Origin of the sequence: Clavibacter capsici, assembly GCF_001280205.1 — a bacterium.
Classification (GTDB): Bacteria; Actinomycetota; Actinomycetes; order Actinomycetales; family Microbacteriaceae; genus Clavibacter; species Clavibacter capsici.
In genome coordinates, this window is the sequence record NZ_CP012573.1 from 50,192 (window position 1) to 65,046 (window position 14,855).

Sequence of the window (14,855 nt, forward strand, 5' to 3'; positions counted from 1 at the left end):
CGCCCCGGTCGGGCGTCGCGCGCGTGCGGGTCAGGCGGGGACGGGCGGCAGCTCCGCGACGGCGACCGGATCGCCCGCGGCGTCGCGGATCTCCACGGCGGCCGCGTCCTCGCGCAGCACGTCGGCGTTGAGACGGCAGTCGATGCGCACGGCGGATCCGAGCATCGTGCCGGACGCGTGCTCCCCGCCGGCGGCGTCGATGACGACCACGGAGAAGGAGTCGCCCGCGGGCAGGCCGTCGACCGAGAGCACGGTCTCGGTGCCCCAGGTGTGCGCGACGACGTCGCCCGTGACGTCGACGCCCGCGGGCGCGCCCGCGAAGGTGACGTCCTCGAGCGCGCCGAGCGTGCCGGCCGGGCCGGTCGCGACGTCGGCGCGCGGGGTCGCGAGGAACGCGCCGCCGGCGGCGCCGATGGCGAGGCAGGCGGCGGCGCCCGCGAGGAGCACGGCCGTGCGGCGGGAGCGCGACCCGCGGTGCGCGCGGTGCTCGGCGAGGTCGGCGGGCTGGTCCGGCGCTGCCGTCGGCGTCTCCACCTCCCCGCGCCCGTCCGCGATCAGCCCGATCCGCCGCGCCAGCTCGTCGCTCGGCTCGGCCTCCTGCCACGCGCCGACCCCGCGGATCGCCCCCGGCAGCCCGCCGAGCAGCGCGAGCTCCTCGTCGATGGTCGGGTCGGCGGCGCGCATCGCGGCCAGCTCCGCGGTCTCGGCGGGGGAGAGGTCGTCGGCGAGGGCGGCCGCGATGAGCTCGCCGCGGCGGTCGTCGGGGTCCGCGGGGACGGGTCGCGTGTCGTCGGTCATGCGGGATCCACTTCGTCGAGATGCGTGCGGAGGGCGCGGAGCGCGTGGAAGACGCGCGTGCGCAGGGTGGCGACGGGGACGCCCGTCGCGGCGGAGAGCTCCTGGTAGCTGAGCCCGGTGAGGTGGACGGCGACGACGGCCTCGCGGTGCGCCTCGCTGAGGCGCGCGAGGCCCTCGACGATGCCCAGCCGGTCGAGCGGATCCGCCTCCCGCGTCGCCTGCTCGGGCGCCTCCTCCTCGGCGACGATGCGCGGGGTGCGGGCCCGGGCGCGGTGCACGTCGAGGATCACGCGCCGCTCGATCGCGAACAGCCACGTGCGCGCGCTGCCGCGCTCGCCGTCGAAGGACTCGCGGGCGCGCCAGGCGCGGAGGAACGTCTCCTGCACGCAGTCCTCGGCGAGCTGGCGGTCCTGCAGGGCATTGACCGCGAAGCCGAGCAGCGCGCTCCCGTGCTCCGCGAACGCGCGGTGCACGTCGAAGCCGGGCGTGGACGCGCTCATCGTGCTCCGCTCGGGTGCTCGTGCCGGACGCGTCAGGACGAGCGCCATCGTGATCCCCTCAGCCTAGGCGGCGGGTGCGCGCCCTCACCGGGGGATACGTCGGCGGGGGGCCCGGCGTTCATCGACGGGCTGGGAGGGACCCGAATCGACCTCGATGGATTCCCGCACCCGATGAACGCCCGCCGCCCGTCGTGCGTATGCCCTGTCAGAAGCGGTGCCCGCCCGGGCGCCCCACCACGAGAGGCTGCACGCGATGACGCACACGAGACTCGTCCGGAACACGACCATCGGGGGCGCCGCCGCGGCCGTCCTCACCCTCCTCGCCGCGACGCCCGCGTCCGCCGAGACGACCGTCCCCGAGCCGGAGCGCTTCACGAGCGCGTTCACCGTGATGGCGACCCCCGACCAGGTGCTCAACGCCGACGGCGTCGCGACCCCCGGCGAGCCCGGCGCGACCGGCCGCTTCGACCTCCGCCTCGACTCGACCTCGAACACGATCTGCTACGACATCACCCTCACGGGCGTCACCGGCGAGTACCAGAGCCCCGCGAAGACGGCGACGCACATCCACCAGGCCGCCGTCGGCAAGGCCGGCCCGCCGCGCATCGCGTTCCCGAACCCGACCGACTCCGGGAACGGCACGCGCACGAGCTCCGGCTGCATGCAGGGGCCGTTCACCACCGGCGTCGCCCCGGACGGCAAGGACACCGGCGAGGGCTTCACGGTCGCGCAGATCGAGGCCGACCCGTCCGCCTTCGCGGCCGACACCCACACCGCGTCGTTCACGGCCGGCGCCGTGCGCGGCCAGCTGACCCAGGTGCCGGTCGGCGGCGTCGACACGGGCGCCGGCGGATCCGCGACCGCGACCTCGGCCGCCCTGCCGCTCGTCGCGGGCGGTGGCGCCGTCGCGCTCGCCGCGGCCGGCGTCGTGCTGATGCGCCGCCACCGCGCGCAGGAGTCCTGATCCCCGTGCGCCGCAGCCCGGCGGACGCGTCGCCCGCGCGGCGCGCCCGCCGGGTCGTGGTGCTCGCGGCCGCGCTGATCCCGCTCGGCGCGCTCGCGGGGTGCGCGCCCGCGGATCCGCGCCCGGCGCCGACCGCGCCCCCCGCGGCGGCGACCGCCCCACCTGCCACCGCGCCGAGCGCCCCGGCCACTGCCGCCCCCACGGCCGTGCAGGGCCTCGGCGCGGTCCCGACCCGCGTCACCATCCCCGCCATCGACCTCGACGAACCGCTCATCGACCTCGGGATCGCCCCCGACGGCCGCATGGAGGTGCCCGTCGACTTCGACGACGTCGGCTGGTTCACCGGCGGCGGCCGCCCCGGCGGTCGTGGACCCACGGTGATCGCCGCGCACGTCGACTCGCGCGTGGGACCGGCCGCGTTCGCCCGGCTCGCCGAGCTCGGCGTCGGCGACGAGGTGGCCGTGCAGGACGTCGACGGCGGAGCCACGCGCTACGCCGTGACCGAGGTCGCCGACTTCCCCAAGGCCGACTTCCCGACCGCGCGCGTCTTCGGCGCGCAGGCCACGGATCAGCTCCGGCTCATCACCTGCGGCGGGATCTTCGACCGCAGCGTCGGCCACTACGAGGACAACCGCGTCGTGTTCGCGGAGCCCGTGGGCTGAGCCGGGGCGCCGGCGCGCACCGGGCCCGGGTCAGGCCGCGGGATCCTCCGGCCCGGCTCCCGCGGTCTCCGGCAGCCCTGCCCGCAACCGCGCCGTGCGCTCGCGCACCAGCTCGAGCCGGGCCTCGTCGAGCGCCGCGGTCGCGGCCAGCGTGCGCCGACCGGCGAGCGCGACCCGCACGAGCAGGACGAGCAGCACCGCGCCCAGCGCCACGAGCGCGACGACCACGAGCAGCGCGACGGACCAGACGACGTCGTAGGCGGTCGGCAGCAGGATGCTCTCGTACGTGTCGTCCACGCTCAGGCGCCCGGGCCGACGGGACCCGCGCCCGGCGCGTAGGGGCCGCTCGGCTCGTCCCCGTCGTCGGCCTGCAGCCGCGCCGTCTGCTCGCGCACCAGCTCGAGGCGCGCCTCCTGCAGCGTCGTGGTGACGAGCAGCGTGCGCCGGGCGGTGAGCGCGAGCCGGATGAGCACCACGGTCGCGACGACCGCGAGGGCCACGAGCGCGAGGACCACGAGGATGTAGAGGGCGATGCCGATGCTGGCGCCGGGGGACGAGATCATCCCCCGAAGCTAGCGGCCGGGAGCGGGCGCGGGCGAGGGGATCACCCGCACGGGGGTGGACGCCGACGGGCCCGGCCCCGTGGAGGAGCCGGGCCCGTCGAGGGGCGGATGCGCGGGTCAGCGCACCTCCACGCCCGCGCTCGCGCGCGCCTGGTCGTCGTACAGGTAGATCACGCCGCTCACGACCACGTGCACGGTGTGGCCGCGGTCGGCCTCCGTCAGCGTGTAGGTCTTCGCGGTCGCACCGGCGATGGCCTTGCCGTCGCGCTTCCACTGGTAGCCGAGCTCGAGCGACGACGGCTTCCAGACGCCGGGCTGCGCGGTGAGCGTGCGGCCGACGACCGGGTTCCCGGTGACGCGCGGCGTGCCCGCGGTGATGACGGGCGCGGCGACGACCTTCGTCTGCCCCGACGTGCGGGTCACGGGGACGTAGCCGTCGCGGGATCCGCGCACGGACACCGTGAGGCGGTGCCCGGCGTCGTAGGCCGTCACCGTGTACGCGGGATCGGTCGCTCCGGGGATCCGCTCGCCGTCGCGGTACCACTGGTACTCGAGCGTCACGGGCGCGGGCTGCCAGAGGCCGGTGCGCACGGTGAGGGTGGATCCGTACTCGACCGTCCCCACGATCTGGGGCGACGGGGCGGACGTGAGCGCCTGCGCGCCCGGCGCGCTCGCCGTGTTGCCCTCGACGTGCACGTAGCGCCACGCGTCCGGGATGGGGCCGAAGGTCAGGTCGAAGGCCACGCGCTTGCCGTAGCCCGGGGTGACCGTGACGGATCCGGTGCCGCCGGCGTCCACGAGCGCGCCGCCGTCGATCTGGTAGAAGATGTCGCTCTCCTCGGGCGTGAAGCCGTTGAGGGCCGCGCGCACGTCCCAGCGGAAGGTGACGGACGGGCCGTCCACGATCACCTCGGGCGTGTACTCGAGAGGACCGCCGACCGACCGGACCGTCGTGGGCGCGGACGGCGTGCCGGTGACGGCGACGCCGTCCACGGTCCCGGCGACGCGCACGCTGATGAGGTGCTCACCGGGGGAGGCCGGGATGTACACCTCGTCCTCGTCGCCGGAGACGCTGCCCGTCCCGTCCGAGAGCCAGGGCCCGGCGCCGTCGAGCTGGTACTCGTAGCGGAGGCCGGAGTCGTCGGTGATCCCGCCGAGGTCCACCGAGATCACGCCGTGGAAGTTCGCGTCGGCGCTGTAGTCGAAGCCGTAGCCGCGCACGGTCGGAGCCGGGATGCGGATCGCGGCGGCGGTCGACTCGGCGGCGGGTGCCGGGCCGGTCGCGGCCTGCGCGGGTGCGACCCCCGCGAGCGCGGTGCCGGCGGCGACCACGACGGCCAGGGCGGTGAGCGGGAGTCGTCGTCCCCCGGTGGTGCGGATCATGCGGTCCTTCCTCCTGGGGCGTCCTCGTCCCCGCGTCGATGCTCCTCCGGGCTCCCCGTGGCGGCATCCCCCAGTAGGGGTCCGCCTCGAGTGGGGGCGTACCGTGGAGGACGTCCTCCCTCCCCTCCCTGTCAGGAGCCCCGCCATGCCCACCGTCCTCCTCACCGGATTCGAGCCCTTCGACGGCGACACCAGCAACCCGTCGTGGACCGCCGTGCAGGAGGTGCGCGACCGCTGGGACGGGGACGCGGAGATCCAGGTGCGGCAGCTGCCCGTCGACTTCGCGAAGGTCGACGACGCGCTGCGGGCGGCGCTCGCCGAGGTGGATCCCGACGTCGTCATCTCCGTGGGCCTCGCCGGCGGCATCGAGACGCTCGAGGTGGAGCGCGTGGCGATCAACGTCGACGACGCCCGCATCCCCGACAACACGGGCTTCCAGCCCATCGACGAGCCGGTCGTCGACGGCGGCCCGGCTGCCTACTTCAGCACCCTGCCGATCAAGGCGGCGGTCGCGGCCGTGCGCACCAAGGGGATCCCCGCGGTCGTCTCGCAGACCGCAGGCACCTACACCTGCAACCACGTCTTCTACCTGCTGATGCACGAGCTGCGCGAGCGTCCGGGCACGCGCGGCGGCTTCGTCCACATCCCGTACTCGACGGAGGAGGCGATCGGCACCGACCGCCCCTACATGCGCATGGACCAGCTGGCGACGGCCCTCACGGCCGTCGTCCGCGCGACCCTCGCCAACGCGACCGACGTGAAGGTGGGCGGCGGGTCGCTCGACTGATTAGTGACGTTTATCGACAGGTACGAAGCTCAGCGGTAGGTAGCAAGGGTCAAATATTGAACGACGCAGCCGGAGTCGGACCGTTATAAGAATCCACAGGTTTGATCATCGATTCTCCAGGCCTTGCATCTGCCGATTTCTGATCGGCAAGGCGCAACCACTCAGCTTCAGCTTTCGGGTCTCCCGTCAGCATCATCTTGTTGAATGCGTTGAGCTGGTCGCGTTCGTGACCAAAGTAGTCCTTCATTGCATCCGCCATTGACGTGTCTCCATCATCAAGTAGCTCGCATGCGCGGGCTGTAAATTCTAGGAGATCCCAGAGGAGGTGTTGAATGTCCCGCCATTGCCCTTCGGACCACATGCCCAGCGACACTGGTACGTCTTCTACGCCGGCGCGAAAGATGGGCTGAATTGTGCGGTATCGTGCAAATTCGACTCTTTGTTCCACTGCGGGTAGTGGATTCACCCAGTCAAGCCAGTACTCAACTGTCCCAAACTGTGGAACCAAATGTCCAAAAAACATGACAATTTCAGGATCTACGATTGTTGATAAAACAAGTGGGCGTTGATGCTTATCGACATTGTGCGCATCGCTAAACCAGGATATTGCCGATGTTTGCGTCACAAAAGGCTGAATATTCCTGAGGTTGTCGCGTTGAGATTGTGAAAGTGCCTGCATATGCGGCTGTCCGCAAACGGATTTCCATCCGGCTTCATCTTTAGAGATCGGGAAATACGTATTCCGCTCCTGCTTGGGGGTGAGGGCCGGATTTGCGGCTGCTTTTACGGCGGTAAACATTGCAATATCGAGCACTGAGCGCGCTCGCCCAAAAATGTCCCTAAGCTTCTCGTCCGTGTTATCCGGAAGGAGATTGCCGCGCACAGCGTATCGATAAGAGATCTCTGTCTGACTTTTACGGACCGGAACGGCTCGGACTACGAGCTTTTCCCTATGGTGTGCTGCAACTTCACCGATGAAGTCAAAGCACTCTTGAATGAGATAACCTAGGCGTTTGCCCCAGATAGGAAGCCCTTTTTTGTCCATGCCTCCCCACCATAGTGGCGAGGTCTCTGGTTGAGAAGTGTTATGCCAGCATCAACGTTTTGTGGCGGGGTCATCCATTCGTGGGTCGCGGGACTCCGTGGTTTTGAGAGGGTCTAAGAATGCCCGCGTCCGCCCCGCGCACCCGCAGCATGAGCACGAGCCCCGCCAGCAGCACGATCACGATGCCGATGATCCCGAAGCGCGTGTCGCCCGTGATCGCCACCGCGATCCCGAAGAGGCCCGGCGCGAGGAACGAGACCGCGCGTCCCGTGGTCGTGTAGAGGCCGAACATCTCGCCCTCGCGGCCGGCCGGCGAGATCCGCGCGAGGAACGTGCGGCTCGACGACTGCACGGGCCCCACGAACAGGCAGAGGAACAGGCCCGTCGCCCAGAAGCCGGCCTTGGCGTCGCCGACCGCGAGCACCGCGGATCCGCCGACGATGAGGCACGCGAGCGAGACCACGATGACGGGCTTCGCACCGAAGCGGTCGTCGAACCAGCCGGCCGCGAACGTGCCGATCCCCGCGACCACGTTGGCCGCGACCCCGAACAGCAGCACCTCGGTGGTCGTGAACCCGAAGACCTGCGCCGCGATGATCGCCCCGAACGTGAACACCGCCGCGAGCCCGTCGCGGAACACCGCGCTCGCGAGCAGGAAGACGATGACGCGCGGCGACTCGCGCCACAGCTCGGCGATCCGGCGGAACAGCGTGCGGTACGAGTCGACGATGCCCTGCCGCTTCCGGCCCGGGGTCGCGGGGATCTCGGGCACGCCCACGAGCACGGGGATCGAGAACATCGCGCACCAGATCGCGGCCACGAGGATCGCGATGCGCACGTCGAGCGCGCCGCCCTCGGCCCCCGACGGCAGGCCGAGGAGGCCGGACGCGCCGGGCGTCCCGAAGTCGAAGAGGAAGAGCGCGAGCAGCAGGGCGAGCAGCACGATCCCGCCCACGTAGCCCATGCCCCAGCCGAGGCCGGACACGCGGCCGACCGTGCGCGGCGTGCTCACCTGCACGAGCATCGCGTTGTAGTTGACGCTCGCGAACTCGAAGAACACGTTGCCGGTCGCGAGCAGCACGGCGCCGAGCCACAGGTAGGAGGGCACGGGCTCGACGAACACCATGCCGAGCATCGCGAGCACCACGATCCCGGTGTTGATCCCGAGCCAGAGGCGGCGGCGCCCGGACCCGTCGGAGCGCTGCCCGAGCACGGGCGCGAGCACCGCGATGAGGAGCCCGGCCAGCGTCAGCGCGAGCGAGATGACGCCGGACGTGTCGGCCTTCGCGGCGACGAGCGCGGGGTTCCGGTCGTCGTCGCCCGCGGCGGCCACGATCGCGGGATCCACGAACAGGCTGCTGGCGAGGTACGTGCTGAAGACGAAGGTGGTGACCACCGCGTTGAAGGCCGCGGATCCCCAGTCCCACAGCGCCCACGCGGCGACGCGTCGGCGGGGCGGGGCGGTCGGGTCGGGCTCGGCGACGGCGTCGGGCGCGGTGGTGCTCATGCTCGCAACCTAGTGCGTGGAGGTGTCGCGCCAGGGTCGTGCCGGCGTCCGCCCCGCCCTACGCTGGCCCGATGGACGGACCCCTCGAAGGCGGGAACATGAACCGCGTCGAGCGCGAGGGCGACGCCGTCACCCGCGACGCCGGCCCGTGGACGCCGACCGTGCACCGCTGGCTGCGGCACCTGGCGCTCGCGGGCGTCGAGGGGATCCCGCAGCCGCTCGGCATCGAGGGCGGCCGCGAGCGCCTCACGTACCTCGACGGCGTCGTGCCCGTCTACCCGCTGCCCGGCTGGATCTGGGCCGACGACGTGCTCGTCCAGGCCGGCCGCCGCCTCCGCGATCTGCACGACGCGAGCGTCGGCTTCGCGCTCGACGGCGCGGTCTGGCAGTCGCCGGCCAAGGTCCCGGCCGAGGTGATCTGCCACAACGACTTCGCGCCGCACAACCTCGTATTCGCCGACGGCCGCATCACGGGCGTGATCGACATGGACATGTGCTCGCCCGGCCCGCGCATCTGGGACGTCGCGTACCTGGCCACGCGCGCGGTGCCGCTGACGGGATCCACCCCGGAGGGCGCGCCGGCGATGGACGACGCCCGCCGCCGCGTCGCGCTGCTCCTCGACGCGTACGGGTCCGACGCCACGTGGGCCGACGTCCTCCGCGTCGCGATCCTCCGGCTGCATGATCTCGCCGGCATCTCGATCGCGAAGGCCGACGAGCTCGGCAAGCCGCACCTGCGCGACGAGGCCGCGCTGTACGAGGCCGACGCCGCGTGCCTCCGCGGGATCCTCGAGGCCGAGCGCGCGCACCTCGACCCCGCCTGACGCCTCACCCGCGCGGCAGCCGCCCCGCGACCTCCCGCAGCACGTCCGCGTCCTCGTACGCGAGCTCCATCGCGACCGCCTCGGCCACCGGGAACCACGCGACGCGCTGCCCCTCGGTGAGCCGGATGTCCTCCGCCGCCACGTCGAGCCGCGCCGTGAAGGTGTGCTCGATCCCGTAGGAGCGCCTCCGCGTCAGGAGGTGCGTCACCTCCGCCGGCGGGATCCGCGCGCCCAGCTCCTCCTCGACCTCGCGCACGATGCACGCGAGGGGCGTCTCGCCCGGCTCGAGCATCCCGCCGGGGATCGCCCACATGCCGGGGAAGGGGATGGTGGGGATGTCGTCGCGCAGCTGCAGCAGGATCCGCCCGGCCGCGTCGACGAGCACGACCTGGCAGCCCTCGCTCACGCGGATGCCGCCGCGTCCGGCCCGTCGATGGTGTGCGCGGTCATCGCGACGGCGGCACGCGCGATGTCCTCGGCCGTCTCGTCGGTGCCCAGCGCGGGCGACGCGTGGAGCGCCACGGCGGCCGCCGCCCGGTAGTCGGCCTCCATCCGCGCGAGCGTCCTCCGCCCGGCGTCCGTGAGCTCGAGGAAGACGCTGCGGCGATCCCGCGGGTTGGGCACGCGGCCCAGGTGGCCCGCGCCGACGAGCCGGTCGATCACGGCGGTCACCGCGCCCGTGCCCATCGAGATCTCGGAGGCGAGCATCTTCGGGGTCATGCGGCCGAGGTCGCCGACGACGCTGATCACGGTCAGGTCGGTCACGTTGACGCCGATGTCCTGCGCGATGCGGGTGCGCAGGTGCCGCTGGGCCGTCTCGACCATGTGCAGCGCGTTCGCGAGCGCGTCCACGGCCGCGTCGGCGTCGCGGCGGGCTGCTGGGGTCATCGGGTGTCCCTGCGTCGGGGGATCGGGCGGATCCGGGGGCGTCCCAGCGACTGTAACGCGCGCCTGGACGCCGGCGTCCCCCCAGCGAACGCGTGCCCCCCGCAGTGGGGGGATTGCGCGGAATCCAAGTAGCTGTATATTCGAGTTACTCGCACAGCGAGACACCGAGCTTCTTCCTCAGGGGCTCACCCAGCCCCTTCCTCCCCCTACGCACCCGGAGTCAGAACATGTCGAACCACATCGCCCCCGCCGCCAAGACCAAGCGCGTCCGCTTCGCCCCCCTCGCCATCGCCGGCGGCGTCGCCGCCGCGGTCCTCCTCTCCGTCTCGATGTCCGGCACGCTGTCGGGCTTCGTGGCCTCCATCACCAACGACACCAACACGGCGGCCTCCGGCTCGCTCGTCATGCAGGAGTCGCAGGCCGGCGCCAACGGCGCGCCGACCGTCACCTGCCTCAGCACGAGCGCGGCGACCGGCGTCGACTCCAACGCCGCCACCTGCTCCACCATCAACAAGTTCGGCGGCTCGACCACGATGATCCCCGGCCAGACGGTCACGAGCGTCGTCAACATCAAGAACGTCGGCACCTCGAAGGCCTCGACCTTCACGCTGACCCCGGGCGCCACCTGCACCCAGTTCAAGAACGGCACCGTCAACGGCTCGGCCACCGACTTCTGCTCCAAGCTCAACGTCGTCATCACGGCGGCCGGCAGCACCACCCCCGTCTACTCGGGCACCGCCGCGGCCCTCGCCGGCTCCTCCGCCAAGACGCTGACGGCCCTCGCCGCCAACGCGAGCACCGACTTCACCTTCGCCGTCACGCTGGACTCCTCCGCCGGCAACACGTACCAGGGCCTCGGCGCCTCGCTGCCCCTCACCTGGACCTTCGCGGCGTAGCGCCACCCAGACCAGCGGGGCCGCCTCCGGGCGGCCTCGCTATCCATCCCCCCTCGAACCCCTGACCCGGGAGGCGCACCATGACCGACATCCAGGACCGCTCGACCGCCACCGCGCTCGAGCAGCTCGAGCAGGAGCTCGACGCCCTCGAGCTCGACCTGGATCTCGACCTCGTCTCCGAGGAGGCCGACCACGACGCGGCCTCCCCGGCCCTCCCGGCGCGCGGCGCGGCTCGACGCGCCGCGCGCACCTCCCGCTCGTTCCGCCGCCGCACCATCGTGATGTGGTCGGCCACGATCCTCCTCACGCTCCTCGTCGCCGCGACGCTCCTCTTCCAGGCCTCCGGCGGCCGCTGGTTCGTCGTCCAGACCCCCTCGATGGGCACCACGGCCCCCGTCGGCGCGCTGCTGCTCACCACGCCCGTCCTCGTCGAGGACGTGCAGGTCGGCGACGTCGTCAGCTTCCACCCCTCCACCACCCCCGGCGAGACCTACACGCACCGCGTGATCGCGGTCGACGCGGACGGCCTCACCACGCAGGGCGACATCAACGGCGCGGTCGATCCCTGGAAGACCGACCAGGAGCACCTCGTCGGCGAGGCCACCACGATCCTCCCGGGCTTCGGCTGGCTCGCGAAGGGCCTGCCGCTGATGCTCGCGGGCCTCGTGATCGTGACGGTCCTCACCCGCCTCATCGCCTCGCCCACGCACCGCGCCTCGATGCGCATGGTCGGCGGATCCCTCGTCGCCGCGTTCACCGTCTTCCTGCTGAAGCCGTTCGTCGGCCTCGTCGTGCTCGACGCCGTGACGGCGGGCAGCGAGGTCCGCGCCAGCGTCGTCAACACCGGGCTCCTGCCCATCCGGGTCGCGGCCGAGGACGGCACCGCCACCTCCATCGTCTCCGGCGAGGTCGGCTCGATCACCGCCCCCGCCGGCGAGGCGGGCCGGTTCCACGACATCACCTCCACGCTCGACCTCCCGCTCTGGGGCTGGGTCGTCTTCTTCTCCCTCTGCGCCCTGCCCCTCCTCTACACGCTGGTCGTCGGCCTCCCGGCGGAGGAGGAGCGACGCGCATGAGCGTCGTCGCCCGCCTCCTCGGCCGCGCCGTCGCCCCCGCGGCGGATGCACGCCCCCGCCGCGCACCGCGCCTCGCCGCGATCGCCGCCTCCGTCTCCGCCGCCGCCCTCGGCGCGGTGCTGCTCCTCGCGCCGGGCACGAACGGCGCGTACACCGCCGCCATCACCAACACGAACAACAGCGCCGCCTCCTCGGCCGCCTTCTTCACCTGCTCCAGCGCCTTCGCGGCCGACAAGGCCAACGCGCTCTTCGCCTACCCGCTCAACGAGGCGACGGGATCCACGACCGCCGTCGACGCGGCCACCGGGTCCTACCCCGGCACGTACCGCGGCGGCATGACGAGCGACACGACCACGACGCGCGCCTGCCCCCGCGACACCGGCGGCGCCTACGTGCTCGACGGCAGCGACTTCGTCACCAACACGCTGCAGGCGCAGGGCCCGGCGACCTTCAGCACCGAGGTCTGGTTCAAGACCACGGTGAAGGGCGGCAAGCTCATCGGCTTCGGCAACTCGCAGTCCGGATCCTCGTCGGCCTACGACCGCCACACGTACGTCTCGACGACCGGCCAGCTGGCCTTCGGCACCTACAACGGCGGCTACCAGACCATCACGAGCTCGGCCAACGTGGCCGACGGCGCCTGGCACCACGTGGTGGCCACCATGTCGCCCGGCACCGGCATGACCCTCTACCTCGACGGCGCCCGCGTCGCCGGCAACACGGGCTTCACGGCGCCGGAGAGCAACACGGGCTACTGGCGCATCGGCTACGACAACACGTCGGGCTGGCCGAACGCGGGAGCCAACTACTTCGTCGGCAGCATGCGCTTCGCCGCGGTCTACAAGACGGCGCTCACGGCCACGCAGGTCAAGGCCCACTACGACGCCGGCCGTTGACGCGACGACGGGACGGCCGTCCGGCCGTCCCGTCGTCGTGCGTCGTGCCGCGGATCAGCTCGCGGGCACCACGTCCCAGTGCTCGCGGATGAGGCCGTCGTGCACCCGGAAGATGTCGGCGGCGACGTAGGGGTCGTCCGCCTTCGCGCCGACGGGCTGCGACAGGATCCAGACCAGGTCGCCGTCCGCGATCGAGACCACGGACTGCTGCGCCGGGAACTGCGCGCCGCCGGAGAAGAACGCCTTCAGCGCGGCCGTGCCGTTCGCGGCGACCGTGTTGTGCTGGAGGTAGGCCGGGTCGAACGAGCGGTCGAGCACGCTCGCGTCGTGATCCCGGAAGAGGGTGTCGTAGGCGCCCACGGCCAGCTGCCGGTTCGCCTCCTCCTGCTGCTCGGTGGGCGCCGGCTCGCCGGCCGAGCCCTGGTACAGGTCGCTGAACATGGTGTTGGTGTTGCCGCTGGCGGGCGTCCCCTGCGCGACCGGCTGGTCGAACGACCAGTGCTCGTTGACCTGGCCGTTCGGCGCGAAGCGGAAGACGTCGACGGCCGCCTCTCCGCTCCGCTCGTCGGCGGGGTCCGCCGTGATCTGCCAGTGCACGGCCACGAGGTCGCCGTCGGCGCCGATGTGCTTGACGACCGCCTTCGCGCCGGGGATGCGGGCGTGCGCCTGGGTGAACTGGTCGAGGAGGCCGCCGGGGCCCGCCTTCGAGCCGTGCGAGCTGGCGTCGGGGGCGACGGCCGCGATGACGGCGGACTGCGCCGCCTCGCTGGTCGGGTCGGGGAAGGCGTCGGCGATCAGCTTCGACACGGCGTCCGCGTTGGCGGACTCCTTCGCGGAGTCGGCGCGGTCGCCCTTGGCCCCGCCGGAGTCGGCGGACGTGGTGGCGACGACGGGGGAGGCGTCGGTGGCGGGATCGGCGGAGGCCGGGGAGGAGCCGGCGGCCTGGCAGCCGGCGAGGACGACGATGCCGGCGAGCGCGGCGGTGCCGCGCGCGAGCAGGGACACGGGAGTTCGTTGAATGCTCATGCATCCACGATGGGGGTGGTGGCTGGGAAGCTCCGATGTGCATGGATGGCGCGCTGATCGGGATCTCCTGTTATGGGTGCGCGCCTGCGCCGAGGAGGGGCGGGCCGTGGGCGGACAGCCGGCCCGCCGGATCGCCGCTCCGTTCCGAAGTCCGTGCACCGGGACCCGAGTCGCCCGGCAGGGGCCCCCTCGCCGCGCATGCGAGGGGGCTTCCCTGCGTGCGGGGTGCGGGGTGCGGCGTCCGCATCCGCCGGGCGCACGACGAACGGCCCGGCATCGTGGGCCGGGCCGTTCGTCGTGCTGCGCCGGGGGCCGAGCCCCGGGTGGGTGCTACTTGGTGTTGACGGTGATCTTGGCGATGCCGACGACGAGCTGGTCGGTGACGGCGTCGGTGCCGAAGGTGCTGTTCAGCAGGGCGGCGGCGTCGGGGCTGACCTTGACGGTGGTGCCCTCGAGGACGGCGTTGTCGCCCTCCATCTGGAGGGGCTTCAGGGTCGTGCCGTCGAGGTTGAAGATGTAGACGTCCTTCATGACCTCGCCGTCGCCGACCTGGACCGAGCCGGTGAGGCGGCTGGTGCCGGGGTCGATGACGAAGTCGGTGAGCTTCACGACGGTGGAGCCGGCGGTGAGGCTGATGCCGGAGCCGGCGTGGTCGATCTCGCCCTGGACGTAGGGGCGGTAGGACTGCTCGGGGTCGAAGTACTTCACGTTGCCGCCGGTGATGGGGAACGCGAGGGTGCCGGTGGCGCCGTCGAGGGTCGCGCCGCCGATCACGCCGGGGGTGAGGCCCAGGGTGGTGAGGGCGCCGGTGAAGCCGCTGTCGAGGGTGACCTTGGTGTCGACGCCGGTCAGGGTCGGGATCGTCGCGAGGGGCGTGGGGTTCGCCTCGGTCGTCGCGGACGCGGACGGCGCGGCGGAGGAGGAGGACGAGGGGGTCTCGGCGGGCGTGGAGCACGCGGCGAGGCCGACGACGAGGAAGCCGGCGGTGGCGAGGCCGAAGACGGACTTGGTGAGGTTGCGCATGATCGTTCCTTCGATTC

General features: G+C 72.2%; 18 protein-coding genes. 7 read left to right on the forward strand and 11 right to left on the reverse strand.

The annotated features are described in order from the left end of the window. Positions 1–30: 30 nt before the first annotated feature. Together AES38_RS00225 and AES38_RS00230 are read right to left on the reverse strand one after the other, a co-directional pair. Entirely contained in the window at positions 31–798 is a 768-nt protein-coding gene (locus AES38_RS00225; RefSeq protein WP_053773276.1) for a hypothetical protein, read from the reverse strand. After that, on the reverse strand, positions 795–1,346 hold the full coding sequence (locus AES38_RS00230) for a sigma-70 family RNA polymerase sigma factor (RefSeq protein ID WP_053773277.1): 552 nt from the start codon (positions 1,344–1,346) through the stop codon (positions 795–797). Before AES38_RS00230 ends, AES38_RS00225 begins: the two co-directional genes overlap by 4 nt. 205 nt (positions 1,347–1,551) lie before the next feature. Here AES38_RS00230 and AES38_RS00235 point away from each other — a divergent pair, with 205 nt between their 5' ends. Both AES38_RS00235 and AES38_RS00240 read left to right on the forward strand, forming a co-directional pair. Further along, positions 1,552–2,262: a CHRD domain-containing protein gene (locus AES38_RS00235; RefSeq protein ID WP_053773278.1), complete on the forward strand. Its 711-nt coding sequence runs from the start codon at positions 1,552–1,554 to the stop codon at positions 2,260–2,262. Between the two features lie 5 nt (positions 2,263–2,267). Then, entirely contained in the window at positions 2,268–2,924 is a 657-nt protein-coding gene (locus AES38_RS00240; protein WP_081001804.1) for a class F sortase, read from the forward strand. Between the two features lie 30 nt (positions 2,925–2,954). Here AES38_RS00240 and AES38_RS00245 read toward each other — a convergent pair whose 3' ends face one another. The 3 genes from AES38_RS00245 to AES38_RS00255 form a co-directional block, all read right to left on the reverse strand. Then, positions 2,955–3,221, reverse strand: coding sequence for a hypothetical protein (locus AES38_RS00245; protein ID WP_072174592.1), 267 nt, complete (start codon positions 3,219–3,221; stop codon positions 2,955–2,957). A gap of 2 nt (positions 3,222–3,223) precedes the next feature. Next, a complete protein-coding gene (locus AES38_RS00250; protein ID WP_053773279.1) occupies positions 3,224–3,487 on the reverse strand; it encodes a hypothetical protein in 264 nt (87 codons plus the stop codon). Between the two features lie 117 nt (positions 3,488–3,604). Continuing rightward, complete coding sequence (locus AES38_RS00255; protein ID WP_053773280.1) at positions 3,605–4,870, reverse strand: hypothetical protein; 1,266 nt, start codon at positions 4,868–4,870, stop codon at positions 3,605–3,607. A gap of 145 nt (positions 4,871–5,015) precedes the next feature. On the opposite strand from AES38_RS00255, the gene pcp reads away from it, so the two are divergent. Next, the gene (gene pcp / locus AES38_RS00260) at positions 5,016–5,657 is read left to right on the forward strand and encodes a pyroglutamyl-peptidase I (protein ID WP_053773281.1); all 642 of its coding nucleotides are present in this window, start codon (positions 5,016–5,018) and stop codon (positions 5,655–5,657) included. Between the two features lie 49 nt (positions 5,658–5,706). On the opposite strand, the gene AES38_RS15740 is transcribed toward pcp, so the two are convergent. Both AES38_RS15740 and AES38_RS00265 read right to left on the reverse strand, forming a co-directional pair. Beyond that, entirely contained in the window at positions 5,707–6,702 is a 996-nt protein-coding gene (locus AES38_RS15740) for a hypothetical protein (RefSeq protein ID WP_157883488.1), read from the reverse strand. A gap of 70 nt (positions 6,703–6,772) precedes the next feature. Then, on the reverse strand, positions 6,773–8,209 hold the full coding sequence (locus tag AES38_RS00265; RefSeq protein WP_053773282.1) for an MFS transporter: 1,437 nt from the start codon (positions 8,207–8,209) through the stop codon (positions 6,773–6,775). A 71-nt stretch (positions 8,210–8,280) separates the two neighbouring features. On the opposite strand from AES38_RS00265, the gene AES38_RS00270 reads away from it, so the two are divergent. Then, positions 8,281–9,033, forward strand: coding sequence for a phosphotransferase (locus AES38_RS00270; protein WP_053773283.1), 753 nt, complete (start codon positions 8,281–8,283; stop codon positions 9,031–9,033). A gap of 4 nt (positions 9,034–9,037) precedes the next feature. On the opposite strand, the gene AES38_RS00275 is transcribed toward AES38_RS00270, so the two are convergent. Both AES38_RS00275 and AES38_RS00280 read right to left on the reverse strand, forming a co-directional pair. Continuing rightward, positions 9,038–9,439 (reverse strand): NUDIX hydrolase, encoded by a 402-nt coding sequence (locus AES38_RS00275; protein ID WP_053773284.1) that lies wholly within the window; start codon positions 9,437–9,439, stop codon positions 9,038–9,040. After that, entirely contained in the window at positions 9,436–9,921 is a 486-nt protein-coding gene (locus tag AES38_RS00280) for a MarR family transcriptional regulator (protein ID WP_053773285.1), read from the reverse strand. Before AES38_RS00280 ends, AES38_RS00275 begins: the two co-directional genes overlap by 4 nt. A gap of 227 nt (positions 9,922–10,148) precedes the next feature. Between AES38_RS00280 and AES38_RS00285 the strand changes: the two genes are divergently transcribed. The 3 genes from AES38_RS00285 to AES38_RS00295 all read left to right on the forward strand — a co-directional run bounded on the left by AES38_RS00285 (position 10,149) and on the right by AES38_RS00295 (position 12,789). Continuing rightward, complete coding sequence (locus tag AES38_RS00285; protein ID WP_053773286.1) at positions 10,149–10,817, forward strand: hypothetical protein; 669 nt, start codon at positions 10,149–10,151, stop codon at positions 10,815–10,817. 80 nt (positions 10,818–10,897) lie between these two features. Beyond that, positions 10,898–11,893, forward strand: coding sequence for a S26 family signal peptidase (locus AES38_RS00290; RefSeq protein ID WP_053773287.1), 996 nt, complete (start codon positions 10,898–10,900; stop codon positions 11,891–11,893). Continuing rightward, positions 11,890–12,789 carry a LamG domain-containing protein gene (locus AES38_RS00295; protein WP_244629191.1) on the forward strand — a complete coding sequence of 300 codons (900 nt, stop codon included), beginning with the start codon at positions 11,890–11,892 and terminating at the stop codon, positions 12,787–12,789. Before AES38_RS00290 ends, AES38_RS00295 begins: the two co-directional genes overlap by 4 nt. A 54-nt stretch (positions 12,790–12,843) precedes the next feature. Here AES38_RS00295 and AES38_RS00300 read toward each other — a convergent pair whose 3' ends face one another. After that, positions 12,844–13,815 carry a nuclear transport factor 2 family protein gene (locus AES38_RS00300; protein ID WP_053773288.1) on the reverse strand — a complete coding sequence of 324 codons (972 nt, stop codon included), beginning with the start codon at positions 13,813–13,815 and terminating at the stop codon, positions 12,844–12,846. A 330-nt stretch (positions 13,816–14,145) separates the two neighbouring features. Continuing rightward, positions 14,146–14,838, reverse strand: coding sequence for a hypothetical protein (locus AES38_RS00305; RefSeq protein WP_053773289.1), 693 nt, complete (start codon positions 14,836–14,838; stop codon positions 14,146–14,148). Positions 14,839–14,855: the final 17 nt, after the last annotated feature.

Bases quoted from the DNA above. Each gene is read 5' to 3' on its own strand.
- AES38_RS00305 (WP_053773289.1), bottom strand. From the start codon at position 14,838: ATGCGCAACCTCACCAAGTCCGTCTTCGGCCTCGCCACCGCCGGCTTC.
- AES38_RS00250 (WP_053773279.1), bottom strand. From the start codon at position 3,487: ATGATCTCGTCCCCCGGCGCCAGCATCGGCATCGCCCTCTACATCCTC.
- AES38_RS00265 (WP_053773282.1), bottom strand. From the start codon at position 8,209: ATGAGCACCACCGCGCCCGACGCCGTCGCCGAGCCCGACCCGACCGCC.
- AES38_RS15740 (WP_157883488.1), bottom strand. From the start codon at position 6,702: ATGGACAAAAAAGGGCTTCCTATCTGGGGCAAACGCCTAGGTTATCTC.
- AES38_RS00285 (WP_053773286.1), top strand. From the start codon at position 10,149: ATGTCGAACCACATCGCCCCCGCCGCCAAGACCAAGCGCGTCCGCTTC.
- AES38_RS00300 (WP_053773288.1), bottom strand. From the start codon at position 13,815: ATGAGCATTCAACGAACTCCCGTGTCCCTGCTCGCGCGCGGCACCGCC.
- AES38_RS00295 (WP_244629191.1), top strand. From the start codon at position 11,890: ATGAGCGTCGTCGCCCGCCTCCTCGGCCGCGCCGTCGCCCCCGCGGCG.
- pcp (WP_053773281.1), top strand. From the start codon at position 5,016: ATGCCCACCGTCCTCCTCACCGGATTCGAGCCCTTCGACGGCGACACC.
- AES38_RS00290 (WP_053773287.1), top strand. From the start codon at position 10,898: ATGACCGACATCCAGGACCGCTCGACCGCCACCGCGCTCGAGCAGCTC.
- AES38_RS00235 (WP_053773278.1), top strand. From the start codon at position 1,552: ATGACGCACACGAGACTCGTCCGGAACACGACCATCGGGGGCGCCGCC.
- AES38_RS00255 (WP_053773280.1), bottom strand. From the start codon at position 4,870: ATGATCCGCACCACCGGGGGACGACGACTCCCGCTCACCGCCCTGGCC.
- AES38_RS00280 (WP_053773285.1), bottom strand. From the start codon at position 9,921: ATGACCCCAGCAGCCCGCCGCGACGCCGACGCGGCCGTGGACGCGCTC.
- AES38_RS00225 (WP_053773276.1), bottom strand. From the start codon at position 798: ATGACCGACGACACGCGACCCGTCCCCGCGGACCCCGACGACCGCCGC.
- AES38_RS00230 (WP_053773277.1), bottom strand. From the start codon at position 1,346: ATGGCGCTCGTCCTGACGCGTCCGGCACGAGCACCCGAGCGGAGCACG.
- AES38_RS00270 (WP_053773283.1), top strand. From the start codon at position 8,281: ATGGACGGACCCCTCGAAGGCGGGAACATGAACCGCGTCGAGCGCGAG.